General features: G+C 64.5%; 26 protein-coding genes, 1 tRNA gene and 1 pseudogene. 19 read left to right on the top strand and 9 right to left on the bottom strand.

The window, feature by feature from the left end:
• Nucleotides 1-2 precede the first annotated feature (2 nt).
• The 6 genes and pseudogenes from ACRECS_RS17375 to ACRECS_RS17350 all read left to right on the top strand — a co-directional run bounded on the left by ACRECS_RS17375 (nt 3) and on the right by ACRECS_RS17350 (nt 5,866).
• Entirely contained in the window at nt 3-1,313 is a 1,311-nt protein-coding gene (locus ACRECS_RS17375) for a Gfo/Idh/MocA family protein (protein WP_431584201.1), read from the top strand.
• Nucleotides 1,271-2,173: an FAD:protein FMN transferase gene (locus tag ACRECS_RS17370; RefSeq protein ID WP_431584200.1), complete on the top strand. Its 903-nt coding sequence runs from the start codon at nt 1,271-1,273 to the stop codon at nt 2,171-2,173. The genes ACRECS_RS17375 and ACRECS_RS17370 overlap by 43 nt, the downstream gene beginning before the upstream one ends.
• Nucleotides 2,170-3,447 carry a Gfo/Idh/MocA family protein gene (locus tag ACRECS_RS17365; protein ID WP_431584199.1) on the top strand — a complete coding sequence of 426 codons (1,278 nt, stop codon included), beginning with the start codon at nt 2,170-2,172 and terminating at the stop codon, nt 3,445-3,447. The genes ACRECS_RS17370 and ACRECS_RS17365 overlap by 4 nt, the downstream gene beginning before the upstream one ends.
• An 11-nt stretch (nt 3,448-3,458) precedes the next feature.
• Entirely contained in the window at nt 3,459-4,613 is a 1,155-nt protein-coding gene (locus ACRECS_RS17360; RefSeq protein WP_431584198.1) for a Gfo/Idh/MocA family protein, read from the top strand.
• 837 nt (nt 4,614-5,450) lie between these two features.
• Nucleotides 5,451-5,679 (top strand): annotated as a pseudogene (locus ACRECS_RS17355) (DUF899 family protein); the annotation flags it as partial.
• A gap of 40 nt (nt 5,680-5,719) precedes the next feature.
• Nucleotides 5,720-5,866 carry a hypothetical protein gene (locus ACRECS_RS17350; RefSeq protein WP_431584210.1) on the top strand — a complete coding sequence of 49 codons (147 nt, stop codon included), beginning with the start codon at nt 5,720-5,722 and terminating at the stop codon, nt 5,864-5,866.
• Between the two features lie 575 nt (nt 5,867-6,441).
• On the opposite strand, the gene ACRECS_RS17345 is transcribed toward ACRECS_RS17350, so the two are convergent.
• The 5 genes from ACRECS_RS17345 to ACRECS_RS17325 form a co-directional block, all read right to left on the bottom strand.
• A tRNA-Thr gene (locus ACRECS_RS17345) sits at nt 6,442-6,517 on the bottom strand.
• 49 nt (nt 6,518-6,566) lie between these two features.
• Nucleotides 6,567-7,433: a hypothetical protein gene (locus ACRECS_RS17340; protein WP_431584197.1), complete on the bottom strand. Its 867-nt coding sequence runs from the start codon at nt 7,431-7,433 to the stop codon at nt 6,567-6,569.
• Nucleotides 7,417-7,767, bottom strand: coding sequence for a hypothetical protein (locus tag ACRECS_RS17335; RefSeq protein WP_431584196.1), 351 nt, complete (start codon nt 7,765-7,767; stop codon nt 7,417-7,419). Before ACRECS_RS17335 ends, ACRECS_RS17340 begins: the two co-directional genes overlap by 17 nt.
• Nucleotides 7,764-8,114, bottom strand: a complete 351-nt coding sequence (locus ACRECS_RS17330) for an MmcQ/YjbR family DNA-binding protein (protein WP_431584195.1) — start codon at nt 8,112-8,114, stop codon at nt 7,764-7,766. Before ACRECS_RS17330 ends, ACRECS_RS17335 begins: the two co-directional genes overlap by 4 nt.
• Nucleotides 8,111-9,439 carry a replication-associated recombination protein A gene (locus ACRECS_RS17325; protein ID WP_431584194.1) on the bottom strand — a complete coding sequence of 443 codons (1,329 nt, stop codon included), beginning with the start codon at nt 9,437-9,439 and terminating at the stop codon, nt 8,111-8,113. Before ACRECS_RS17325 ends, ACRECS_RS17330 begins: the two co-directional genes overlap by 4 nt.
• A gap of 270 nt (nt 9,440-9,709) precedes the next feature.
• Here ACRECS_RS17325 and ACRECS_RS17320 point away from each other — a divergent pair, with 270 nt between their 5' ends.
• Nucleotides 9,710-10,312, top strand: coding sequence for a PadR family transcriptional regulator (locus ACRECS_RS17320; RefSeq protein ID WP_431584209.1), 603 nt, complete (start codon nt 9,710-9,712; stop codon nt 10,310-10,312).
• Complete coding sequence (locus tag ACRECS_RS17315) at nt 10,309-10,626, top strand: DUF2218 domain-containing protein (protein WP_431584193.1); 318 nt, start codon at nt 10,309-10,311, stop codon at nt 10,624-10,626. Before ACRECS_RS17320 ends, ACRECS_RS17315 begins: the two co-directional genes overlap by 4 nt.
• Nucleotides 10,627-10,647: 21 nt before the next feature.
• On the opposite strand, the gene ACRECS_RS17310 is transcribed toward ACRECS_RS17315, so the two are convergent.
• Nucleotides 10,648-11,796 carry a glycosyltransferase family 4 protein gene (locus ACRECS_RS17310; RefSeq protein WP_431584192.1) on the bottom strand — a complete coding sequence of 383 codons (1,149 nt, stop codon included), beginning with the start codon at nt 11,794-11,796 and terminating at the stop codon, nt 10,648-10,650.
• Between the two features lie 60 nt (nt 11,797-11,856).
• Between ACRECS_RS17310 and ACRECS_RS17305 the strand changes: the two genes are divergently transcribed.
• A complete protein-coding gene (locus tag ACRECS_RS17305) occupies nt 11,857-12,564 on the top strand; it encodes a glutathione S-transferase N-terminal domain-containing protein (RefSeq protein ID WP_431584191.1) in 708 nt (235 codons plus the stop codon).
• A gap of 3 nt (nt 12,565-12,567) precedes the next feature.
• Here ACRECS_RS17305 and ACRECS_RS17300 read toward each other — a convergent pair whose 3' ends face one another.
• Nucleotides 12,568-12,942, bottom strand: coding sequence for a glyoxalase (locus ACRECS_RS17300; protein WP_431584190.1), 375 nt, complete (start codon nt 12,940-12,942; stop codon nt 12,568-12,570).
• Nucleotides 12,943-12,983: 41 nt separating this feature from the next.
• Between ACRECS_RS17300 and radA the strand changes: the two genes are divergently transcribed.
• The 7 genes from radA (at nt 12,984) to ACRECS_RS17265 (ending at nt 18,526) form a co-directional block, all read left to right on the top strand.
• Nucleotides 12,984-14,357: a DNA repair protein RadA gene (radA, locus tag ACRECS_RS17295; protein ID WP_431584189.1), complete on the top strand. Its 1,374-nt coding sequence runs from the start codon at nt 12,984-12,986 to the stop codon at nt 14,355-14,357.
• Between the two features lie 164 nt (nt 14,358-14,521).
• Complete coding sequence (locus ACRECS_RS17290; protein WP_431584188.1) at nt 14,522-15,094, top strand: CvpA family protein; 573 nt, start codon at nt 14,522-14,524, stop codon at nt 15,092-15,094.
• Nucleotides 15,091-15,522, top strand: coding sequence for an iron-sulfur cluster assembly scaffold protein (locus ACRECS_RS17285; protein ID WP_431584187.1), 432 nt, complete (start codon nt 15,091-15,093; stop codon nt 15,520-15,522). Before ACRECS_RS17290 ends, ACRECS_RS17285 begins: the two co-directional genes overlap by 4 nt.
• A complete protein-coding gene (locus ACRECS_RS17280; RefSeq protein WP_431584186.1) occupies nt 15,522-17,288 on the top strand; it encodes a cation:proton antiporter in 1,767 nt (588 codons plus the stop codon). The genes ACRECS_RS17285 and ACRECS_RS17280 overlap by 1 nt, the downstream gene beginning before the upstream one ends.
• Nucleotides 17,289-17,301: 13 nt before the next feature.
• The gene (locus ACRECS_RS17275; protein WP_431584185.1) at nt 17,302-17,685 is read left to right on the top strand and encodes a diacylglycerol kinase; all 384 of its coding nucleotides are present in this window, start codon (nt 17,302-17,304) and stop codon (nt 17,683-17,685) included.
• Nucleotides 17,676-18,188 carry a hypothetical protein gene (locus tag ACRECS_RS17270; RefSeq protein ID WP_431584184.1) on the top strand — a complete coding sequence of 171 codons (513 nt, stop codon included), beginning with the start codon at nt 17,676-17,678 and terminating at the stop codon, nt 18,186-18,188. The genes ACRECS_RS17275 and ACRECS_RS17270 overlap by 10 nt, the downstream gene beginning before the upstream one ends.
• Nucleotides 18,185-18,526, top strand: a complete 342-nt coding sequence (locus ACRECS_RS17265; protein WP_431584183.1) for a DUF423 domain-containing protein — start codon at nt 18,185-18,187, stop codon at nt 18,524-18,526. The genes ACRECS_RS17270 and ACRECS_RS17265 overlap by 4 nt, the downstream gene beginning before the upstream one ends.
• Before the next feature lie 8 nt (nt 18,527-18,534).
• Here ACRECS_RS17265 and aroB read toward each other — a convergent pair whose 3' ends face one another.
• Both aroB and ACRECS_RS17255 read right to left on the bottom strand, forming a co-directional pair.
• A complete protein-coding gene (gene aroB / locus ACRECS_RS17260) occupies nt 18,535-19,647 on the bottom strand; it encodes a 3-dehydroquinate synthase (protein WP_431584182.1) in 1,113 nt (370 codons plus the stop codon).
• Complete coding sequence (locus ACRECS_RS17255; protein WP_431584181.1) at nt 19,644-20,183, bottom strand: shikimate kinase; 540 nt, start codon at nt 20,181-20,183, stop codon at nt 19,644-19,646. The genes aroB and ACRECS_RS17255 overlap by 4 nt, the downstream gene beginning before the upstream one ends.
• 85 nt (nt 20,184-20,268) lie before the next feature.
• On the opposite strand from ACRECS_RS17255, the gene ACRECS_RS17250 reads away from it, so the two are divergent.
• Genes ACRECS_RS17250 through ACRECS_RS17240 form a run of 3 tightly spaced genes read left to right on the top strand, consistent with a single transcriptional unit; the run spans nt 20,269 to nt 23,178 of the window.
• A complete protein-coding gene (locus tag ACRECS_RS17250) occupies nt 20,269-20,406 on the top strand; it encodes a hypothetical protein (protein WP_200887416.1) in 138 nt (45 codons plus the stop codon).
• Nucleotides 20,387-22,225 (top strand): hypothetical protein, encoded by a 1,839-nt coding sequence (locus ACRECS_RS17245; RefSeq protein WP_431584180.1) that lies wholly within the window; start codon nt 20,387-20,389, stop codon nt 22,223-22,225. The genes ACRECS_RS17250 and ACRECS_RS17245 overlap by 20 nt, the downstream gene beginning before the upstream one ends.
• A gap of 20 nt (nt 22,226-22,245) precedes the next feature.
• Complete coding sequence (locus ACRECS_RS17240) at nt 22,246-23,178, top strand: tyrosine recombinase (RefSeq protein ID WP_431584179.1); 933 nt, start codon at nt 22,246-22,248, stop codon at nt 23,176-23,178.
• Nucleotides 23,179-23,181: the final 3 nt, after the last annotated feature.

Below are 23,181 nucleotides of genomic sequence, written 5' to 3'. Positions count from 1 at the left end.
CGATGGACCGCCGGACGATGATAAAGGGAGCGGGAGCAACGCTGGCCGTCGCGATGAGCGCGCGCAGCTATGCCCGGATCAAAGGCGCGAATGACCGCTTGCGCGTTGCCGTGGTCGGCGTGAACGGCCGCGGGCAGGCGCATATGAGCGCATTTTTGCAGCTCGCTAATGTCGACATTACGCATTTCTGCGATGTCGATTCCGCCGTGCTGGCGAAGCGTGCGGGCGAGTTCGCCGCAAAGGGCCATGCCACGCCAAAGACGGTCAGCGACTATCGCCGGCTGCTCGACAGCAAGGCGGTCGATATCGTCACCGTCGCGACGCCCGACCACTGGCATGCCAAGCTCGCGGTCGATGCGATGAATTCGGGCCATCACGTCTATTGCGAGAAGCCGATCGGGATCGCGCCGGCCGAGGGCGAGGCGATGATTGCCGTGCAGAAGCGCACCGGCCGCGAATTGCAGGTCGGCAACCAGCAACGCTCCAGCCTGGAAACGCGGCAGTTGCTGGCGCTGATCCAGGCCGGCGAGCTCGGCGATGTGTACGAGGCGCAGACCTGGTACGCGAACAATCGCGGTTCGATCGGCACGGGGCAGGTGGCGACTCCGCCCGCCACTTTGAACTGGGACCTGTGGCAAGGGCCACGGCCGCGCGCGGCCTATCGATCGAATCTGGTGCCCTATAACTGGCATTGGTTCTGGCAGTACGGGACCGGCGAGATCTGCAACAATGCAATGCATGAGTTGGACGTCGCGCGCTGGTTGATGGGGCTGACTTATCCGACACGCGTGGAGGCGCAGGGGGCGAAACGGTTCCATGCCGGCGACGACTGGGAGATGTACGATTCGCTCACACTCGCGCTGCACTATGGCAAGGATCGTACGATCCGCTGGAACGGGCAGAGCTGCAATTCGATGCTGACCTATGGTCGCGGGCGCGGCGTGCTGCTGCTCGGCACCAAGGGATCGGCGGTGGTCGATCGCAATGGGTTCGAACTCTATGATCTCGCGGGCAAGTCGATCCGCCAGGTGATGGCAGCGGCGAGCTCGGAAACCACCAATACGGTCGGCGAGGGGGCGCTGGACGTTTCTCATGCCGGCAATCTGGTCGACGTGATCCGCGGCCGCACCAATGCCCTGAACTCGCCGATCGCCGAGGGGCATATCAGCACCACGCTTTGTCATCTTGGCAACATGGCCTATCGCACCGACAGCGTGCTCACGGTCGATCCGACGACCGGCAAGCCGACGAACGCCGAGGCGATGAAGCTGTGGTCCGTCGCGTACGAACCGGGCTGGGAGGTCAAGGCCTGACCACGCTGTCGACTTTTGCGGACGTCGAGCGCTTCGCGGCGATGGGGACGCGCGTGGAACTGCACCGGTTTGGTGCTGGGGAGACAAACGCGCTTGCCGTCGCGCGTCGCACGATCGAGGCGGTCGACGATGCGCTCACCATCCACCGCCCATCACCGACGACCGCGGTCAATGAACGCCTGATGGCGGGGCAGGATGCGGCGATCGATGATCCGGTGCTGCTCGATGCGCTGATGGCGATCGAGGAGGCTTATGCCGCGACGCTCGGACTGTTCGATCCAGCGGCCGATCGGCGGTTTGCGTCTGATGGCTGGGGCAACGTCACATTCGACCGGATGACCGCGCGGATTGCGGCGGCGCGTCCTGTTGGGCTCGACTTTGGCGGCTTTGGCAAGGGCTTCGCGCTCGACCGCGCCTGTGCCGCGTTGCGTTTGGCCGGCGTCGGGTCGGCGTGCCTGTCTGCCGGGGAGAGTTCGATTGCGGTTGTCGGCCAACACCCGTTGGGCGGGGGATGGCCGTTCGCGATCCCGCACCCGTCGTGGCCGGATCAGATGCTGATCGAACTCGAACTCGACGATGAGTCGCTCTCGATCTCGTCCACCGTGGGGGCTGGGACGCAGGCGCCCGAACGCGCCGCAACGATCCGTCCGGGTGATGGCATGGCGGTAACCGGCGCACGCTGCACGGCCGTCATCGACCGGCTCGGCGCGCGTGCGGAGGCGATGAGTACCGCACTGATCGTCGCCGATGACGCTCGGGCCGCGCTCCTCATCGGTGAGCGTCCGACGCACCGCTTCCTGTTCGATCTTTCCCAGGGGGCGCCGGTGCCCGCTCCATCAGCCAGGATGCAGTTGCAATGACCGACCCTGAAATGACGGAGCGGGAATTCGACCTGACCCGACGATCATTCATCGATCGTGTGCTGATGGCGACGGCAGGTGCGGGGATGGCGGCGATGGCGCCGTGGGCCAGCGCTGCCGTGGCGACCGAACCGACAAAGTCTAATCCCGTGCGGCTCGGCGTGATCGGCACAGGGGATCGCGGCCGCGCGTTGATCCAGAACATCGCCAAGACGCGCAACTGCACCGTCGTCGCGATCTGCGATACTTATGCGCCGCATCTGGCGAAGGGCCGCGCCCTGGTCGATGCGGCGACGCGCAGCTTCGCCGATCATCGCGCGATGATCGATGCGGGCGGGCTCGACGCGGTCGTCATCGCGACGCCGCTCGATCGGCATGCGCGACATTGTTTCGACGCGCTCGACGCCGGGCTGCACGTGTGGTGCGAGAAGGCGATGGCGCGCACCATCGCGGATTGTAGCGCGATGGTCACGCGGTCGCGGGCGGCTGGGAAAGTGCTGCAGATTGGCCATCAGCGCATGTTCCACCCGACCTATCTCAATGCGCTCAAGCGCGCGCGGGCAGGCGAGATCGGCACGCTGACGCAAATCCGCGCGAGCTGGCATCGCAACAATAGCTGGCGACGGACGGTGCCCGCCGACGCGACCGACCGCCAGATCAACTGGCGCCTGTATCGCGACAGTTCGGCGGGACTGATGACCGAGCTGGCGACACACCAGATTCAGGTCGGCAACTGGTTCCTGGATGCCGTGCCGACGCGGGTGATGGGATCGGGCAATATCTGCTTCTGGAAGGATGGGCGCGAGGTCTATGACCATGTCGCGCTGATCTACGAATATGCCGGGGGCCAGAAGCTGATCTACACCTCGCTATTGAACAACGCGCGTTATGGCTGCGAGGAGCAGATCCAGGGCAGCAAGGGCACGATCGAGCCCGAACTGGGCCGCATCTATCAGGAGGTGCCGGCGAAGGTGCTGGCGCTCCAGCGGATGCAGAAGGATGTCGCGCGCGGCCACAAGCGTACTGTGCCGATTGGTGGCGCCACCTGGTTCCCGGAATTGCCCGTCACTACGCCCGGCCAATCGCTCGGCTGGGGCGAATATGACGAGACTATGCTGCAGTTCGAGGGCTTCGGCGAAGCCGTGCGCGCCGGCAAACCGCTGCCCGGACTGCTGGCGCAGGCCTATCATGCCAGCGTCGCGTCGCTGCTCGGCGAACAGGCGATGGATCGCGGCGAGGCGATGACCTGGCCGACAAATCTGGTGGCTATTTGAGGGATGAAGCCGTGACCAATACCGACCGCCGTACCCTGCTGGGCCTGGGACTGACCGCCGGCCTTGCCGGCTTCGCGGCCGACGCGCTAGCGCAATCCGCGACGCGCGGCGATGCGCCGACCGAAGGCGCGCTTGCGCGCCCGGCGCCCGAGGCGAAATATCGCGTGCCGTTCGCGGTGATCGGGATGGACCATAACCACATCTACGGCATCACCGATGCCGTGATCCGTGGCGGCGGTGTTCTCACCACCTTCTATGCGACCGACCCGAAGCAGATCGCGATGTTCCGCAAACGCTACGGCGACGTGCCGCTCGCGCGATCGGAGCAGGAAATTATCGACAATCGCGCAATCAAGCTGGTGTGTAGTGCCGCCATCCCGAGTCTGCGCGCGCCGCTTGGCATCCGCGTGATGCGCGCGGGCAAGGACTATCTGAGCGACAAGGCGGCGGTGACGACGTTGAAGCAGCTCGCCGATGTCCGCCGCGCGATCAAGGAAACGGGCCGCACGTTCGCGATCATGTATTCCGAGCGGCTCGAGGTGCCCGCGGCCGTCATGGCAGGCCAATTGGTCCATGATGGCGCGATCGGGCGGGTGATCCAGACGGTGAACCTCGCGCCGCACCGGTTGTCTGCACCGAGCCGCCCCGACTGGTTCTGGGATCCGGCGCGCAACGGCGGCATCCTGTCCGATGTCGGCAGCCATCAGGCGGACCAGTTCGTCTATCTGACGGGCAGCAAGCGGGCGCAGGTGCTGGCCTCGCAGACCGGCAATTTCGGCAATCCCGACCATCCCAAGTTCGAGGATTTCGGTGACATGATGCTGAGCGGCGATGGCGGTGCGGGCTATGTCCGGGTCGACTGGTTCACGCCCGACGGACTGCCGACTTGGGGTGACGGCCGCCTGTTCATCCTCGGCACCGAGGGCTATATCGAGCTGCGCAAATATGTCGACATTGCGGGGCGACCCGGCGGCAACCATCTGCTGATCGCGGACCGTAAGGGCACGCGATATCTCGATTGTTCGAAGGTTCCGCTGCCGTTCGGGCCGCAGTTCGTCACCGATATCGTCGAACGCACATCAGTGGCACAGGACCAAGACGGCGCATTACTCGCCGCCGAATTGGTGCTGACCGCCGAGGCGCGCGCGACACGTGCGGTGAGATGACATAAGAGCTTACATTGAACCTTATGGGTTTCAGAGATCGAGATGCCGGTCAGAGGCGATTGATGCTTTCACATGCGGCGTCGCAGACGCCCTAGTCGGCCGATTTCAGCCAATAGACACTGCCCGTATTGGCATCGACATCGGTAGGGGCGCCGCCATAAATGAGGTCGGTCGCGTCGTCGATCGGCGTGACGTTGACTCGTTCGATGTCTTTTCCCGGCGCGAGCGCGGTGGTTACCCAGGGCGTGGTGGCGGTGCGGACCGCGCACTGCAGGCCGCCCGAATCGGTGGCAAAATAGATGCGGACGCGGGTCGCGGTGCGCGTGAGGCCCAGGCCGGCGGCACGTCATTGTTCGCGGTATAGATCTTTTCCTTGTCGATCCAGGCACTGCCGTTCCAGCGGATACGCCAAACATCGAAATTCTTGAGGCCGCTGCCGTCGGTGGGACGGTAACGATAAGCAATCGTCGGCCGGTTGTTCGGATCGAGCGCGAGCTCACACTCTGCACGTCCTGCAAGGTCTGGTCTGTCGTGAAGGTCTCACCCGGCTGCAGCGGCAAGAAGAACAGCTTCGGGCTCGACGTCAGGCTGACGGGAACGGTGGCGGCAGTGCCGTCCATATAGGAGCAGCTATTGATCGCCGGATTGTAGCGCAGATAGCTGCCATAATGACGTAGTGCACGGGGTATTGTTTTCGCCCACTCCCAGACCAGGCTGATTGTTCCATCAGTGCCAAACGCCATGTCGTCGGGATAGACCACCGCTCCGGCGGTGTAGGCGAAGCCGCTGATCTTCGCCCAGCTATTGGCGACATTATTCCAGGGGTAGAGCTCGCCGGTGCCGTGGCTGGCCCTGGAAAAAGACTATCGATTCGTCGGTCCCGATGGCAATCCAAGCCTGCTCGACCTGTTCCAGGGCCGCCGTCAATTGATCGTGTACCGCGCCTTCTTCGAACCCGGCGTATCGCGCTGGCCGGGGCGCGCCTGCATCGGGTGCCATGGTCGCCGATCAAGTTGCCCATCCCGCGCACCTGAACGCTCGCGGCACGAGTCTCGCGTTCGTCTCGCGCGCGCCGCAATCGGACATCGAGCGGCTGAAGGCGCAAAATGGGAAATACCTGGAACTATCTCGATATCACCGCACTCGGTCGCCAAGAGTCATGGGAGGACTCACCGAAGGGCTATCCGCAAGACCCTCCTTATGATTGGTGGGTCTGGCACGACACCGGGGAGACCGAGCCGGAGCGCGACTGAGGGGGGCGAGGTTCGGGTTCACGGCCCCGGGGTGCGGAAATTTCCCCCGCATGTGAAATGTCTTGCCGTGGACCTGCCGCAACAGAAGGCGCGGAGTCATCGGAGGATCAAAGTGCAGCATCAGGCGCCTGCATAGCGACTCAGGTCATGCAGGCCTTTGCGCTGGCGGCACAGAGGCGGTTTTGTTTTTTCGACGATAAGAAAGAGCAAGCCGATATGGCACGGCGAGCGATGATATGCCTGACCCTGTGTGATGGTTGAATCCGTTCGCCACGAAACTGCGAGGACGGGCAAGCGGAGATATCGGACACCAGGAATGTCCCGAATCTCGGGCGCCACCCCGGCGAGCGAGTCGAGATATGGGACACTGGCGGGCTGAGATATGGGACACCGGATGTCGCATATGTTTTCGCCGGCGCTTCGGTGATCGGTTAAAAATAATTCATTATATATCAGGTATTTATATCAGATGTCTGGCATTCAGATTAAGGTGAGAGGAGATGTTGGCTCATCGAGCGTTATCGCTGCCGGCTTCGATCAGCGGTGGTCATCCGGATCGTGATGTCGACCGGGGATGGTGCCGGTTGCAGGAATCGAACCCGCGACATCCAGTTTACAAAACTGGCGCTCTACCAACTGAGCTAAACCGGCGTACCCCGGAGGCCTGGCCCCCGATGTGTCGTGTTCGGCGCTCAATGCGTCAGGGCACGCCAAAGGTCCAGCCCTCTGTGCGTGCAATTTCTTCAGTCATGGCGATTGGCTGCCACAAGTCGCGTCGATGCACATTGGCGCGAAGCCAGGCGGCGGTGAGGATCGCGTCGGTCGCGTGGTCGGTATAGCGGGCGAGCGGGACATGCGGTTTCGAGCCGATCGCGGCCAGCGCCGTGTCGAGCGCCGCTGCATCGCGCAGCTTGCTCAGGCCCTTGCGCAGCCCCGAAGCGCGGGCGGCGATCGCGGTGTATATCTCGACGATGCACGCGCCGCGTGTCGGGGCGGGGTCGAGCGGCCAGACCGGAATCGCCATGCCGAGATGGTGCAGCAAGCGCATTCCGGCAAAGCTTGCCTTGGCGACCTGTGCCGCGCCGATCGCGTCATAGACGGTGGTCGGCTTGCCGCCGCCATTGGCCTTGTGGTGCGCCTCGACGCGGCGCAGGTGCATGAAGTCCGCCTTGGTCCCGTCGGCCGCGCCGAGATAGAAATGCGTGCCGCGGCGGGTTTCGAGGAATGAAGCGGCGCCGAGATCGGCATCGGGGCTGTGCGCATCGACATAGGCCCAGAAATCGCGCGGATTGGTGGTGACGGATTCGCCGGGCAGATAAGCGCCGCGGTCGAGAAAGGGCGGTGAGAAGCTGAAATCGAATCCGACCAGCATTGGCGCGTCAGCGCGGGCGCGGAGCCAGTCGAGGATTTCGCTGCGCGACCAGGCTTTGCCTGGCGGATCGACGATCACCGGCGCGGCGTCGCCGGCCTCGCACAGCGCCAGGGCAATGCCGGGATGGCTGCTTCCTTTCGCGCCCGACCAGTCGATCGCCGCAAATTGGGTGAAATGATCAGGGACGGTCGCCACCGCGCTCCGCTCGCTGCGCCTTGGTTGCGCGGTCCCACCAGGCGCGTTCGATCAGTGTCTTCAGCCGCTCCGGGTCGGCGGCGTCGGCCCGCACCAGCACCGTTGGCCAGCCTTCATATTGTGGCGTCTGCCAGAAGCAGTCCGGGTCGGTTTCCTTCAGAACCTCGATCTCCTCGCGGGTGGCGCGCAGGACGAATGTGCCGGGCGAACGGCCCTGCGAGAGAAGCTGCTGCCCGCGAATTTGCGGCGAGGTCGACCCCTTCGCGCCAGGGCCCATCGCGACGCCGGGCAGCGACAAGGCAAAGGCAACGGCCTCATCCCAGTCGAAGCTCATTGCTTGACCTTACGCGGCTTCACTTTAGCTTTTGCGGCGGCCTGGTCATGTGCGCGTCCGATCATTGCCCGGACCCGCTCAGGATCGCTGCTGTCGTAGCGGACCAGCAGGCCGGGCCAGCCATGGTAATGTGGTGTTTGCCAGAAACTGTCGGGGTCGGTCTCGATCAGCATTTCCTTGGTGTCCCGATCGATTGCCAGCACGAAGGAGTCCGCCTCGCGGCCGGTATGGATGAAGGCGCGGCCATTGGAGGCGATCTTGACTGCCGGGCTGCCATAGCTGGTCGACATCTCGGTATCGGGCAGGGCGAGCGCGAAGGCAGTGACACTGTCCCAGTCGAGACTCACCGTCCGCTGTCCCTGGACCCGCCATCCTTCATTTCCTGCCACCAGGCCATGCGCTCGGCGATGCGCTTTTCCATGCCGCGGTCGGTCGGTTCGTAGAAAGTCTGCGGGCTCATCTCTTCCGGCCAATAGTTCGACCCGGAAAAGCCGCCCTCGGCATCATGATCATAGGCATAGCCCTTGCCGTAGCCGATATCCTTCATCAGCTTGGTCGGCGCATTGAGGATATTCTGCGGGGGCATCAGCGAACCGGTTTCCTTCGCGCTGCGCCATGCCGCCTTTTGCGCCACATAGACGGCGTTCGATTTGGGCGCGGTCGCGCAATAGAGGCACGCCTGGGCGATGGCGACTTCGCCTTCGGGACTGCCGAGGAAATCATAGGCGTCCTTGGCGGCAAGGCACACCACCAGCGCGTTGGAATCGGCGAGGCCGATATCCTCGCTGGCGAAGCGCGTGATGCGGCGCAGCAGATAGAGCGGTTCCTCGCCGGCGGTCAGCATGCGCGCGAGATAGTAGAGCGAGGCCTGCGGGTCCGAGCCGCGCATCGATTTATGCAGCGCGGAGATAAGGTTGTAATGGCCCTCGCGATCCTTGTCATAGACCGCGACGCGGCGTTGCAGGAACGCCGACAGACTGGCTGGATCGAGCGGCTCGGGCAGATCGACCGAGAACAGCGTCTCGGCCTGGTTGAGCAGGAAGCGGCCATCGCCATCGGCCTGGGCGATCATGGCCTCGCGTGCCTCGGGCGTAAGGGGCAGGGGGCGCTCCTCGACCTCTTCCGCGCGGTCGAGCAGCTTGCCCAATGCGGCCGCATCGAGCCGGTGGAGGATCAGCACCTGCGCGCGGCTGAGCACGGCGGCGTTGAGTTCGAACGACGGGTTTTCGGTCGTCGCGCCGACCAATGTGACGGTGCCGTCCTCGACATAGGGCAGGAAGCCGTCCTGCTGCGCGCGGTTGAAGCGGTGGATCTCGTCCACGAACAGCAAGGTGCGTTTGCCGATCCTGGCGTGCTCGCGCGCCTCGGCAAAGGCTTTTTTGAGGTCGGCCACGCCCGAAAAGACGGCGGAGATGGCGACGAAGCGCAGATCGACCGCATCGGCTAGCAGCCGCGCGATGGTGGTTTTGCCGGTGCCAGGCGGGCCCCACAGGATCATCGACGACAGGCGGCCGGCGGCAACCATCCGGCCGATCGCCCCCTCCGGGCCAGTGATATGCTCCTGCCCCACGACATCGCCCAGCGTGCGCGGGCGCAACCGGTCGGCAAGCGGCGCATTCTCCGCGATGGTCTCGCGGGCGGGGGGATCGAACGTCGCGAACAGATCGGCCATGCGCACAAAGATAGGGGCGTACGCGCGCGTGAACCACCCCGTTCGACACGAGGGCGCTTCCCCGGCGAAGGCCGGGGTCCAGTCGCAATGCAGAAGGGAACCGGCGTTGCGCTCCATTGCATCGGCCTTCCCGACTGGACCCCGGCCTTCGCCGGGGAAGCGAGGAAGTGAGATGCGAATCTCAATCAGCGTAACTTTTTTTCGCCTTCCTATTGCTTAAACTGTTTCAAGATATATCTTAGTGCCATCATGACATATGAAAGGTATATGATGTTCAATACGCAAAGAGGCGGCCGCCATGGCTGCATGGACGGCCATCACATGGGGCCGCGCGGCGGTTCGCGTCGCTGGGGTCCGTTCGAGGTTCGCTGGGAAGTCAGCGATGAGGGCCGCGGTCGTGGCCGGGGTCGCGGACGGATGTTCGATGGCGGCGAGCTCAGGCTCGTGCTGCTCAAACTGATCGCCGATCAGCCGCGTCACGGTTACGACCTGATCCGCGAAATCGAGGAACTGACCGGCGGTGCCTATGCGCCGAGCCCGGGCGTGGTCTATCCGACCATCACCTTGCTGTCCGACATGGGGCTGATCGAGGAACAGGTCGCCGAGGGCGCCAAGAAACTGTTCGCGGTCACCACCGCCGGCACGGCGCATCTCGAGGAAAACAAGGAACAGGTCGATGCCCTGTTCGCGCGGCTCGCCGAGGTCGGCGCGCAGCGTGAGCGGACCGATGTCGCCCCGGTACGCCGCGCGATGCACAATCTTCGCTCGGTGCTTCAGCATCGGTTGATGCGCGAGGATATCGAGGGTGATGCGCAGCATGAGATTGCGGCATTGCTCGACGAGGTCGCTCAGAAGATCGAGCGGCTGAAATGAGCGCGGTTGCTTCTGTCGCCTCGGTTCCGACCGTGAACGGAAGCCGCTACCTCCAACAATTATGCAAGCATTGGCAGCATAATCTGGAGGTGGCGTTCACTCCCGAGCATGGCACCGTGGTGTTCCCGAAGAATGCGCGCGGCGCCGACTGGCCCGGTGACGGGCTGGTAACGTTCGATGCCGGCGCCGAGGCGCTCGAGGTGCGGATCGATGCCAGCTCTCCTGGGCAACTCAACGGGTTGAAGGACGCGGTTGCACGTCACCTCGACCGCTTCGCCTTTCGCGAAGCGCCGCTGGCGTTCGACTGGAAGTAATCTGCGTCCTCGGGCGCGGAATCAACGACCGCGGCGCGCCATCACGTCGAGATAGGTGTCGATCACCGTCTGGTTGATCGCATCCCACTCATAGGCCGCCGCCCTGGCATGGCCCGCCGCGCCCGCAGCGTGGCGGGCTTCGTCATTCTGAACCAGCCGCGCGATCGCGTCGGCATAAGCGCCGACATCGCGGGGCGGCACGAGATAGCCGTTCACCCCGTCCTCGATCAGGTCGATCGCGCCGGTTGCGCGCGCTGCGACCACCGGCACGCCGGCCGCCATTGCCTCGAGCGTGACATTGCCGAAGGTTTCGGTCACCGAGGGGTTGAACAATACATCCATCGACGCGACAGCGCGGCCGAGATCGTCGCCGCGCTGGAATCCGGCAAAGGCGGCATTGGGCACGCGTTCGGCGAACCAGGTGCGCGCCGGGCCATCGCCGATCACCAGCACGCGGTGCTTCACGCCTCGCTCCTGCAGCGTCGTCACCACGTCGGCGAAGATATCCAGCCCCTTTTCCAGCACGAGACGGCCAAGAAAGCCGATCGCGACCTCATCATCGGCAATGCCGAGCGAGCGGCGCCAGGCGAGGTCGCGGGCACCCGGGCGGAAGCGATGATGATCCACCCCGCGCGACCAGATCGACACCGGCGTCGTCACGCCCCAGCTGCGAATCAGCGTCGCCACCGACTCTCCGGGAGTCACGACCTGATCGAACCGGTTATAGAAGCGGGTGAGCAACCGGATCATGGTCGGTTCGAGAAAGCCCAGGCCATAATAGCGCGGATAGGTCTCGAACCGGGTATGGAGCGAAGCGACCGCCGCGATGCCATGCCTGCGCGCATAGCTGACCGCACGATGGCCCAGCACTTCGGGCGCCGAGACATGGATCACATTGGGCGCGAATGCGGCCAGGTCGCGCCGAATGCTGGCGGGCAGGCCGCGCGAAATCTTATATTCGTCGCGGCCAGGAAGTTTCAGCGATGGCACGCTGACCAGATCGCCGGTTGGTGGGAAGGCGGGGCGGCGGCTGGTCGGCGAATAGACGCGCACTGTCACGCCCTGTTTCAGCAGATGCCCGACAAGCAGATTCAGCGCCTGGTTTGCCCCGTCGCGCGTATAATTATAGTTGCCGCTGAAGAGGGCGACGCGGAGGTCGGTTGCCTGCATAGCGGCGCGGCATAGCGAAGCCGGGGCCGCGTGACTATCTCCACCGCGAAGGAGACCTCCATGACCGATCTTGCCGACTTCCCGATCACGACCCGCTGGCCGGCGCAATATCCCGACCGCATCCAGCTTTACGGCCTGCCGACCCCCAATGGCGTCAAGGTATCGATCATGCTGGAGGAGATCGGCCTGCCCTATGAGCCACACCTTGTCGATATCGGCAAGAATGAGAGCTGGACCCCGGAATTCCTGTCACTCAACCCGAATGGCAAGATCCCGGCCATTATCGACCCCAACGGCCCGGGCGGTGTGCCGATCGGCCTGTTCGAGTCCGGCGCGATCCTGATCTACCTTGCGGAAAAGACCGGCAAGTTCCTCTCGGCTGACCCGGCCAAGCGCTACGAAACGATCGCGTGGGTGATGTGGCAGATGGGTGGGGTCGGGCCGATGTTCGGCCAGCTTGGCTTCTTCCATAAATTCGCCGGGCGCGAGTATGAGGATAAGCGGCCGCGCGATCGCTACGCGGCGGAATCGAAGCGGTTGCTGGGCGTGCTCGAGCAAAGGCTCGAAGGACGCGAATGGATCATGGGCGATGAGTATAGCATTGCCGATATCGCGACGCTGGGGTGGGTCAGGAACCTGGTTGGTTTCTATGAAGCTGGTGAGATCGTCGAATTCGATACGCTGAAGAATGTGCCGGCATGGCTGGAACGCGGCCTGGCGCGGCCGGCGGTACAGAAGGGGCTGACGATTCCGGCGCGACCGGCCTGATGTCTATCGGGGTGCTTCGGCGATGTGCCATAGCACCCCGGTTGGATCGGTGAGGAAGCCGACCTTCATGCCCCAGCTTTGCAGTACCGGCGCAGTGGGTTGCGAAGTGCCGAACTCCGCGACGAAGTGCTCGGGTCCGATGTTGCGCCACCATGAATCGACATCGGTGACTAGTAATTGAAGCATGAAATTGTCAGCCAGTTCCCTGACGTAGAAATTCTGCAGAATGAAGCCGAACCTGCCGCTTTCGAAGATCGCCACCTCGGCATCCGCATGGTTGATGGTGAAGCCCATGGCGGTGTAAAAGCGTTTCGACAGGTCGAAATCACGGGCCGGGACAAAGGGACGCAGCGCCAATATCTGGTACTCAGCTGACATATTTGTTCCCTTATCGTTCCAAGGGCGATAAGGTGTATCCTATGGCAAAACCTCAGAAACGCTATGTCTGCCAGGCCTGCGGATCGGTCTCGCATCGCTGGGCCGGGCAGTGCGCCGATTGCGCGGAATGGAACACGCTGGTCGAGGAAGCGGGCGGCACCGTCACGCCGTTCCAGGCCAAGCATAACCTCCAGTCCGGCGGCCGCGCCTTCCAACTGGTCGGTCTCGATGCCGAGATCGCCTTGCCCGAGCGGATGCCGAGCGGGATCGCCGAGCTGGACCGTGCGCTGGGCGGCGGCTTCGTCGAGGGGTCGGCGACCCTGATCGGCGGCGATCCGGGGATCGGCAAATCCACCTTGCTGCTGCAGGCTGCCGCGAAGATGGCGCTGGCCGGGCTGCCTGTCGTCTATGTATCGGGCGAGGAGGCAGCGGATCAGGTGCGGTTACGCGCGCGGCGGCTTGGCCTCGGCAATGCGCCGCTGCAACTCGCCGCTGCGACATCGACGCGCGATATCCTGACCACGCTGGGGCAGGGGCGACCGCCTGCGCTGCTGGTGATCGATTCGATCCAGACGATGCATTCGGACCTGATCGAGGGCGCGCCGGGCACGGTCAGCCAGGTGCGCGCATCGGCGCAGGAGCTGATTCGCTTCGCCAAGGAGCGCGGGACTGCGGTGGTGCTGGTCGGGCATGTCACCAAGGACGGCAGCATCGCCGGCCCGCGCGTGCTTGAGCATATGGTCGATACCGTGCTGAGCTTCGAGGGCGAACGCAGCCATCAATATCGTATCCTGCGCGCAATCAAGAATCGCTTTGGTGGCACTGATGAGATCGGCGTGTTCGCGATGGTCGCCGAGGGGCTGGCCGAGATATCGAATCCATCGGCTTTGTTCCTGACGCAGCGCGATGAGGGCGTGACCGGCACGACGGTGTTTCCGGCACTTGAGGGGACGCGGCCGGTTCTGGTCGAAATTCAGGCTTTGGTGGTACGGCTGGCCTCGGGGGCGACACCACGTCGTGCGGTGGTTGGCTGGGATTCAGGCCGACTGGCGATGGTGTTGGCGGTGCTTGAAGCGCGCTGCGGGCTGAGCTTTTCGACGTCGGAAGTCTATCTCAACATCGCCGGCGGGTATCGCGTGCAGGACCCGGCGGCCGATATGGCGGTCGCCGCGGCCCTGGTTTCCGCGTTGAGCGAGCGGCCAGTGCCGGTCGATGCGGTGGCGTTTGGTGAAATTGCGCTGTCGGGCGAGATTCGGCCAGTTGCGCATGGCGCTCTCCGCCTGAAGGAAGCGAGCAAGCTTGGGTTCGAGCGAGCGCTGGTTCCCGCTGCGGTGACCGACGACAAAAGCGGCCTGAAACTCGCCGGATTCAAGACGCTCGGGGCTTTCGTCGATCATATGCTCGGCCGTGGGTAGCGCCGACTGACTCTGCGCTCTATCTCCACCTTTCTGGGGACAATCACCCTCCGCTCGTTTCGAGCGACGTCGAGACATTTGTCACAAAAGCCGTGGCGCAGTTTTTCGACATCGCTCGAAACGAACGGTCAGGGCCGCGTGAACGTTAAGGGCATAAAGGCATAATGGGACTGACCGCACTCGACATTCTCGTGCTGATTGCCGTGATCGGTTCGGCCGGCCTTGGGCTGATGCGTGGCTTCGTGACCGAGATATTATCGCTGTTCGCCTGGGTCGCGATCGTTTTCGCGCTGAAACTCCTGCACATTCCGGTTTCTGCCATATTAGCACCGATGGTTGGCACGACTTCGGGTGCGGCGGTGCTGGCGTTTGCGATCATTGCCGGTGTGACCTACTTCGGCGGGCGGATGGTGGCCGGGGCGCTCGGCAACCGAACGCGGACGTCAGTGCTCGGACCGGTCGATCGCGCGCTCGGCTTTGGATTCGGCGCGATCAAGGGCCTGATCCTGGCCAGCCTGGTGTTCCTGCTCGTCGTGCTGATAACCGACACGATGAACGGCGGCCCATCGCATCGCCCGCTATGGCTGACCGAGTCGCGTACCTATCCGTTGCTCAACACGACCAGCGCCAGCATTGCCGATTTCGTTGATCGTCGGCGCAAGGGGGAGCCGGTGTTCAGCGACGGAGACAATATGACCGACAGCGCCACCAACACGGCCCGGGGAGCACGGCGATGAATGCGCCGCTCTACAATACCGAAATCCTGCGGCTGGCTGCGACCATCCCCTATCAGGACCGGTTGCCAGACCCGATGGGGTCGTCGGAAAAACGCTCGCCGGTATGCGGCAGCCGGGTGACGGTCGATGTCAATCTCGATGCGGCGGACCATGTCAGTGCGGTCGGCATGCTGGTTCGTGCCTGCGCGCTGGGACAGGCATCATCCTCGCTGCTGGCAGCGGACATTATAGGCAAGACGCCGGAGCAGTTGGCCACCGCCCGCGATGAACTGACCTCTTGGCTGGCGGGTAAGGGGCCAGTGCCGGGCTGGACTGGCTTCGACCTGTTCGTGCCGGCCTTGCCGCATACCGCGCGGCACGCCTCGATTCGTCTCGCCTTCGAAGCAGCCGCTGACGCTGCCGCCCAAGCCCTTGGGGCCGCGCGCTGATGGAGCACGGCGCGTCCCTGCTTCGCGACGGCGTGGTGTTGCTCGGCTTCGGCTTGGTCTTCGTGCTGATCTTCCGGCGCTTCGGGCTCGGCGCCACACTGGGCTATCTGGTCGCCGGCGCAGTGGTCGGGCCGCAATTGCTCGGCCTGGTCGGCGGCGCCGAATCGAAGATGGGCATTGCCGAACTGGGCATCACCCTGCTGCTGTTCATCGTCGGGCTTGAGCTGAACCCGTCGCGGCTGTGGCGGATGAAGCAGGAGATTTTCGGGCTCGGCTCGTTGCAGGTCGTGTTGTGCGGGCTCGCCATTTCCGCGGTCGTATGGGTTGGCACGCAGTCCTCGGTCGCGGCCACGTTCGCACTTGGGTTACCGCTTGCCTTGTCCTCGACTGCTCAGGTGCTGCCGATGCTGCAATCGGCGGGGCGTATGCGCACGCCGTTCGGGGAGCGCGCCTTTTCGATCCTGTTGTTCCAGGATCTGTCGATCGTGCCGCTGATCACGATCATCGCAGTGATGTCGCGCAATCCCGCCGATGCCGATGGCCCGCCGGGCTGGCTGCTGTTCATCTACACCCTGATCGCGATCGCCGGGCTGATCCTGGCCGGGCGTTTCCTGCTCCGCCCGCTGTTCCGCACCATCGGCAATATGGGCGAGCGCGAGATGTTCGTCTTTGCCGGGCTGTTCACCGTGATCGCCAGCGCGGCGGTGATGGAGACGCTTGGCCTGTCAACCGCGCTCGGCGCGTTCGTCGCCGGCGTGATGCTGGCGGATTCACCCTATCGCCATGAACTTGAGGCTGATGTCGAGCCGTTCCGTTCGATCCTGCTCGGGCTGTTCTTCCTGACCATCGGCATGCTGCTCGATCTGCACGCGATCGCCGAGCGGCCCTTCTTCGTCGCCGGGATGGCGCTGGCTCTGATCGCGACCAAGGCCGCGATCATCATGGGCATCGGATTGCTGTTCAAGATGCGCTGGCGCGAAGCGCTGGCGCTGGGCCTGTTGCTCAGCCAGGGCGGCGAATTCGCCTTCGTCCTGTTCGCACAGGCACAGAACGCATGGCTGATTAAACCCGAGGCGGCGAGCCTGTTCGGCGCGATTGTGACCCTGTCGATGGCGACCACCCCATTCCTGATGCGGATCACGCAGCGGATCCGCACCGAGCCGGTCAGGCTCGAGGATCGCGAAGGCCCGACCTCGGACGGCGCCAATGCACTGATCGTTGGCTATGGCCGGTTCGGCCAGACGGTCGGCCAGATGCTGGTGGCCCAGGGCATTCCGGTGACGCTGATCGACAATGATATCGAGATGATCGACGTGGCCGGCAATTTCGGCGCCAAAGTCTATTATGGCGATGGCACGCGCATGGATTTGTTGCGCCAAGCGGGTGCAGCGGAAGCGGAGCTGATCATGTTCTGCCTCGACAAGGATCAGATCGGCCCGGAAATGGTCGAGGCGGTGCACAAGGCCTTTCCCAAGGCGGAGATTTTCGTGCGCGCCTATGACCGCCGTGCGTTGCTGAAGCTGAAAGACGCGCCGACCTCGGGTGTGGTGCGCGAGGTGATGGAATCGGCGGTCAAGATGGCCAGGATGGCGATGCGCAGCCTGGGGATCGAGGAGGAGGAGATCGTCCGGACCGAGGATCATTATCGCGCTCGCGACAAGGAACGGTTGAAGGCACAATATGAGACCGGCGATCTCCGCGCCGCGCGCGACCGGATCATCACGCAGGATCCCCGGAGCGGCATCGACGAGTCCGGCTCGATATGACGACTCGTTTGATATGAAGAATCGTCCGCTGCGCGATCGGCTGAGCTTCGCGGTGGCGGGCTGGCAGGCGGCGTGGCGGCGCGAGCGCAGCTTCCGGACTCAGGTGTGCTGCGCGGTATTGGCGATCGTCGCGCTGCTGATCCTGCGTCCGTCGCCAATCTGGTGGGCTCTGATCGTGGTGACGAGCGCGCTGGTGCTGGCGCTCGAACTGATCAATTCGGCGCTCGAGGCGGTGATCGACCGGCTCCATCCGGAGATTCATCCCGAGATCAAGGCGGCCAAGGATATGCTGGCGGGCGCGGTGCTGGCGATCAGCGTCGCGGCCTTGATCGTCGCGATGGCGCTGGTCACCACACAAGCGCCGGCTTTGCTGGGGGAACTCGCGACATGGCAATGATGAGACTGGCTGCGATGATGACGGCGTGGCCGGTGCTGATTGGGCTGGTATTAGCTGCCCCGCTATCGGCCAGGGGGCGTGCCGGCGTCGCACCGGAATTTCGGCATATTGATGCGCGCACGATCAAATCCGCGCGATTGATCCTGTCCGAGATCTGGCCGGTCAGCGATTTGGCCAAGGGGGAGAAAGGGTATTACGCCAAGCGCAGCGACGGCGTTGTTCCCGTCCGCCGTGCAAAGACATGCTGGCTGACACGCGGGCAGATTGCCGTGACGATCGCTGCGCTGAAACGGGCGCGACCGCGCAGCGACGATCTCGACGTGCTCAGCGCGGACATTGCAATTCACTACCGAACCAGGGCGGGCAAGGAAATCGTTGCGGTGATCAGTGATCCCGACCCCGGCGAGCCGCTGCTGATTTTCTTCGACGATCGTCTGGCGACACTGAAACAATCCGATAGGGGCCGGATCAAACGCGTTGCGGCGCAAGCGGGGTGTGGATGACACAGATATTGATGATTCTGGCGGCGCTCTCGGGCGCATTCGCGGTTGTTGCGGGAGCGTTCGGTGCGCATGGCGCCAACGGTATCGCGGCCGAATGGTTGAAGACCGGCGCGCAATATCAGATGATCCATGCCGTCGCCGCGCTTGTGGCATTGCGGCTGGAGGCAAAGGCCCCGGCGGCGTTGTTCCTGCTCGGCGGCGCGATCTTCGCGATCACTCTCTACCTCATGGCGATAGGGCTGCCGCATTGGCTGGGCGCCGTCACACCTCTGGGCGGCTTGCTGCTGATTGCCGGATGGTTGTGGCTCGGCTGGATTGCGATGCGCAGGCCAGCCTGAGCGCCGCCTCAGGCCGACACGCGTTCCGCCTGAGCATTGAGGAATCGCGTCACGTCGTCCAGCTGAACGGATTTGTCGACAAAGGTTTGCCCGATGCCACGGGCGAGCAGGAAGGGGAGGGTGCCGGCATCCATCTTCTTGTCGTGCAGCATGTGCGCAACCAGAGTCGCGCCATCGGCCTGAATGCCGGCGGCGGATACGCTGTCGGGCAGTTCTACCGCCCGGAAATGTGCCGCGACGCGCGCGGCGTCCTGGCCCGGGCAGAGTCCCCGTTCCGCCGAATAGCCGAACGCAAGCGCCATGCCCGCAGCGACACCCTCGCCGTGCAGCAGTCTGTCGGAAAAACCCGCCTCGGCCTCCAGTGCGTGGCCGAAGGTATGGCCAAGGTTGAGCAGCGCGCGCTTGCCGCTGGTTTCATATTCGTCCTCGGCGACGATCCGCGCCTTGGCGGCAATGCTGTGGGCGATTGCATAAGTGCGGGCGGCGGCATCGCCGGTGAGCAGGGCGGCGGCATTGGCCTCGCACCATTCGAAAAAGCCGAAATCGTCGATCAGGCCGTATTTGACCACTTCGGCATAGCCGGCACGGACCTGTCGCAGCGGTAGCGTGTCGAGCGTGGTCGGATCGACCAGCACGAGTGCCGGCTGGTGAAAGGCGCCGATCAAATTCTTGCCGGCGCGCGAGTTGATCGCGGTCTTGCCGCCGACCGACGAATCGACCTGGGCGAGCAGCGTGGTCGGGATCTGTACGAAGCCGCAGCCGCGCTTGACGATGCTGCAGGCAAAGCCGACCAGATCGCCGATCACGCCGCCACCAAGCGCAATGACATGATCGCCGCGCTCCACGCCGAGATCGAGCAGGCGGTCGGTCAGCAGCTCCAGCGTCGCCCAGCTCTTGCTGCCTTCGCCCGGCGGCAGGACGATCGCTTCGCTCGCGACGCCGGCCGCGCGCAGTGATGCCTGCAGCGTGGCGAGATGCGGTCGGATATTTTTGTCCGTCACGATCGCCATAACCCGCCCGCGCGACAGCGGTGCGAGATGCTCGCCTGCCCTGGCGAGCAAGCCATTCTCGACGATCACCGGATAGCTTCTGGCGCCCAGCTCGACGGTAATCATGGTCATGAGCCGAGCGCTTTCAGGATTGCGTTGACGGTAACTTCGTGCGGCGCGTGGTGGCTTGGCACGCGGATCGGCGCCATCGCGTAGAACGGGTTGCGCACTTTGGCGAGCTCGATCAGCACGTCTCGCGGATTGCGGCCGCGCAGCAGCGGGCGGGAATCGCGGCGCTGCACCCGGTCGGCCAGCACATCGGCATTGGCATCGAGCCAGATCGCGATCGCCTGGTCGAGAATCAGTGCACGCGTATCATCGTTGATGAAGGCGCCGCCGCCGGTCGCAATGACCTTTGGCGTGCCGTCGATCAGCCGCGCGATGACCCGGCGTTCTCCGTCGCGGAAATGCGCCTCGCCGAATTTTTCGAAGATATCGGCGACCGACATGCCGGCCGCAGCCTCTATCTCATTGTCGGCATCGACGAAGGGGAGACGCATGCGCGCGGCGAGCCGACGGCCGACGGTTGATTTGCCCGCCCCCATCAGGCCGACGAGAACAATAGGCAGGCCGGTCCAGGGCTGAGGAGGTGAGTGGCTTTGCAACATTGCGCCGGGGCTATACAGCGACCCCGCGTCTGCGGCAAAAGGTCGCTGCTCTCGACTTGTAATTCGTTTTCACAGGGTTTTTTTCATGTCCCGCTTGATGGTTACGCTCATCGTCGTTCTGGTCGTACTGGTCGGCGGACTGTTTCTGCTGGCCGGCAGCGCCAAGGAAAAGGCGCCGGTTCGGGTCGAGAAGGTGGTTCCGCTTGCGAATCTCTCGAACTAGCGCTTCGCTCGGCGCACTGGCGGTCATGTTGCTCGGCGCGGGGATCCCCGCGCTGGGACAGGACAAGCCTGAATCGCTGCTGCCGCCCGGATTCAACGAGCCCGTCACGACGCCTGCGCCGGCACCCCCGCCGCGCCCGCGCCCGACCGCCGCCCCTGCGGCGCAGTCGCCGCGGCCGGCGGCTTCTCCTGTTGTGCCCGTCCCGGGCGTTCCCGGTGTCGTGGACCCCGATGCCCCGGACGCACCGGTGGCTGAAGCGACGCCAGCGCCGCTCGATCCCACCTTGCCGCAGGTCACGACGAGCGTGCGGTACGAAATGCCGGACTATGCCCGGCGATCGATGGCCAGTGTCGGCCCTGCCGGACCGGCTGAGGGTGCGCTCGGACCGACTGCATTCCGCGGCGCCGACGGCATCTATCTCGAAGCGTTGATGCGCTATCTCGATGCACCGGTCGCCTCGCGCTGGCTGTCGATCGGCCTGCGCCGTGCGTTGATGGCGCGAATCGACACGCCTGCGCAGGTCAATGGCGCCGATTTCGCCGCCGAGCGGGCCTGGCTGCTTATCCGCATGGGCGAATCGGTCGCGGCGCGCGCGCTCGTGCAGAGTGTCGATTCGGACAATTACACGCCAAAACTCTATCAGGTGGCGATGCAGGCGGCGCTGGCGACCGGCGACCCCGGTGCACTGTGTTCGCTGGCCGACCAGGGCGCCAAGGTCGCGCGCGAGCGCGCCTGGCTACTCGCCCCAGGTATTTGCGCAGGGCTGGCCGGATTGCCGGCCAAATCGACTCCGGCGCTCAACGCCGCCGAAAAGGCAGGCGTCGCGCGCGGCATCGATATTCTGCTCGCCAAGAAGGTCGCCGGTACCGGTTCGCGCGGCCGCCAGGCGATCACGATCGAGTGGGACGCCGTCTCGCAGCTGACCGCGTTCCGCTATGGCCTGGCGACCGCTACAGGCACGGAGATTCCCGACAGCCTGCTTAAGACCGCCGCACCCCATGTGCAGGCATGGCGTGCGCTGTCGCCGATGCTCGATACGCGCAACCGAATCGCACCGGCCGACTATGCCGCGGCGCGGGGCGTGCTGTCGAATGCGGCGCTGGTTGATCTTTACGGCGCGCTCGATGCGGAGGACGATCAATCGATCGCCGAGATCGGCGTAGCTCGCGATCTCCGCACCGCTTACAACGGTGCGACCCGGGCAGAGCGCATGACCGCGTTACGCACGTTGTGGGACGAACCCAAGACCGCCGATGGCCGGTTCGCGCGACTGATCCTGACCGCGCGTGCAGCGGCGCGCTTGCCGGCCGATACGGAAGAGGCCGATGTCGACCGGATCGTCGCATCGATGCTGACCGCGGGGCTCGACAGTTTCGCGCAGCGCTGGCGCAACCGTGCCGCGCGGGGCAGCGACGCCTGGGCGATGCTGGCGCTGGCCGAAACCGATACAGGCACGGCTTATCGCTATGGCGATGTCAGCGGCTATGCCGGGAAGAATGACAGCACTGGGTTGAAGCGGCGGATGTTCTTCGCCGGAATGGCCGGGCTGGGCAAGATTTCCGCTGCCGAGGCGGAGAGCGGCGCGCGGTCGCTCGATGTGCCGATCGGCAATGAAAATGGCTGGACCCGCGCAATCGACCGCGCCGCGCGGCAGAATCAGCCCGGGCTGGTCCTGTTGCTTGCGGCAATCGGGATGCAGACCAGCGACTGGCATGGGGTTCCGCCTGAAGTACTGTTTCGAAGTGTTAGCGCGCTTCGTGCGGTCGGCCTGACCGGCGAGGCGCGGATGATCGCCGCCGAGGCGATCGCACGGCTTTGACCGCGTCGATGGACCGCTCGATGCCCGATCGGGATCTGGTCGAGCGGTTCCTGGAAATGATGGCGGCGGAGGCCGGAGCGGCGAAGAACACCATCGCCGCCTATCGCAGCGACCTGATGCTCGCGTCAGAGCATCTTGAGGGGCGGCTGGCAACGGCATCGGCGAGCGATCTCGCCCGATTGGGCGAGCATTGGCTGACGCTGTCGCGGTCCAGCGTGGCGCGCAAATCGGCGGCACTGCGGCGCTTCTACGCCTTTCTCGCCGATGAAGGGCATCGTTCCGATGATCCGGGTGCGGCGCTGCCCCGGCCGGGCGCGCAGCGTGCGCTGCCCAAGACGCTCGGGCATGGCGATGTCGATCGGCTGTTCGCGGCGATCGCCGCCAGGATTGCGCGCGATCTGCCCGATCCGAACGATCTCCGGCTGCTCGCTCTGGTTGAGCTGCTTTATGGATCGGGGCTGCGCGCGACCGAATTGGTGTCGTTGCCGCGCAATGCCATCGCGCCTGACCGGCCGTATCTCATTCTGCGCGGCAAGGGCGGGCGTGAGCGGCTGGTGCCGATCTCCGACCGCGCGCGTGCGGCAGTAGCAGGGTGGCGCGACCTTGTTGCCACCGATCGCGCCTGGCTGTTTCCCTCGGGCAAGAGCCATTTGTCGCGCGTGCGCCTGTATCAGTTGCTGAAGGCGCTGGCGGCGGAAGCAGGCATTCCGCCGGACCGGGTCAGCCCGCATGTCCTGCGCCATGCCTTCGCGACTCACCTGCTTGAAGGCGGCGCGGATTTGCGCGCGCTGCAATCGATGCTCGGCCATGCCGATATCGCCACGACCGAGATCTACACCCATATCGACAGCGCGCGGCTGGTCGAACTGGTCAACAGTCGACATCCGCTGACCGATGCGAAGCACCGGTCCGGCGCGAAGGAGCGCGTTGACGTGAAAGGGCAGGGGGCTTAACCG

Origin of the sequence: Sphingomonas sp. (assembly GCF_050725575.1) — a bacterium.
Lineage (GTDB): Bacteria > Pseudomonadota > Alphaproteobacteria > Sphingomonadales > Sphingomonadaceae > Sphingomonas.
The sequence above is the reverse complement of the archived record's forward strand: the minus strand, read 5'-3'. Positions and strand labels throughout refer to the sequence as shown.

Coding starts and splice junctions, on each gene's coding strand:
- ACRECS_RS17275 (WP_431584185.1), top strand. CDS start 17,302: ATGAAGAATCGTCCGCTGCGCGATCGGCTGAGCTTCGCGGTGGCGGGC.
- ACRECS_RS17280 (WP_431584186.1), top strand. CDS start 15,522: ATGGAGCACGGCGCGTCCCTGCTTCGCGACGGCGTGGTGTTGCTCGGC.
- ACRECS_RS17365 (WP_431584199.1), top strand. CDS start 2,170: ATGACCGACCCTGAAATGACGGAGCGGGAATTCGACCTGACCCGACGA.
- ACRECS_RS17265 (WP_431584183.1), top strand. CDS start 18,185: ATGACACAGATATTGATGATTCTGGCGGCGCTCTCGGGCGCATTCGCG.
- ACRECS_RS17270 (WP_431584184.1), top strand. CDS start 17,676: ATGGCAATGATGAGACTGGCTGCGATGATGACGGCGTGGCCGGTGCTG.
- ACRECS_RS17290 (WP_431584188.1), top strand. CDS start 14,522: ATGGGACTGACCGCACTCGACATTCTCGTGCTGATTGCCGTGATCGGT.
- ACRECS_RS17255 (WP_431584181.1), bottom strand. CDS start 20,183: ATGTTGCAAAGCCACTCACCTCCTCAGCCCTGGACCGGCCTGCCTATT.
- ACRECS_RS17375 (WP_431584201.1), top strand. CDS start 3: ATGGACCGCCGGACGATGATAAAGGGAGCGGGAGCAACGCTGGCCGTC.
- ACRECS_RS17305 (WP_431584191.1), top strand. CDS start 11,857: ATGACCGATCTTGCCGACTTCCCGATCACGACCCGCTGGCCGGCGCAA.
- ACRECS_RS17240 (WP_431584179.1), top strand. CDS start 22,246: ATGCCCGATCGGGATCTGGTCGAGCGGTTCCTGGAAATGATGGCGGCG.
- ACRECS_RS17335 (WP_431584196.1), bottom strand. CDS start 7,767: ATGAGCTTCGACTGGGATGAGGCCGTTGCCTTTGCCTTGTCGCTGCCC.
- ACRECS_RS17285 (WP_431584187.1), top strand. CDS start 15,091: ATGAATGCGCCGCTCTACAATACCGAAATCCTGCGGCTGGCTGCGACC.
- aroB (WP_431584182.1), bottom strand. CDS start 19,647: ATGACCATGATTACCGTCGAGCTGGGCGCCAGAAGCTATCCGGTGATC.
- ACRECS_RS17320 (WP_431584209.1), top strand. CDS start 9,710: ATGTTCAATACGCAAAGAGGCGGCCGCCATGGCTGCATGGACGGCCAT.
- radA (WP_431584189.1), top strand. CDS start 12,984: ATGGCAAAACCTCAGAAACGCTATGTCTGCCAGGCCTGCGGATCGGTC.
- ACRECS_RS17350 (WP_431584210.1), top strand. CDS start 5,720: ATGGGAAATACCTGGAACTATCTCGATATCACCGCACTCGGTCGCCAA.
- ACRECS_RS17315 (WP_431584193.1), top strand. CDS start 10,309: ATGAGCGCGGTTGCTTCTGTCGCCTCGGTTCCGACCGTGAACGGAAGC.
- ACRECS_RS17250 (WP_200887416.1), top strand. CDS start 20,269: ATGTCCCGCTTGATGGTTACGCTCATCGTCGTTCTGGTCGTACTGGTC.
- ACRECS_RS17325 (WP_431584194.1), bottom strand. CDS start 9,439: ATGGCCGATCTGTTCGCGACGTTCGATCCCCCCGCCCGCGAGACCATC.
- ACRECS_RS17310 (WP_431584192.1), bottom strand. CDS start 11,796: ATGCAGGCAACCGACCTCCGCGTCGCCCTCTTCAGCGGCAACTATAAT.
- ACRECS_RS17300 (WP_431584190.1), bottom strand. CDS start 12,942: ATGTCAGCTGAGTACCAGATATTGGCGCTGCGTCCCTTTGTCCCGGCC.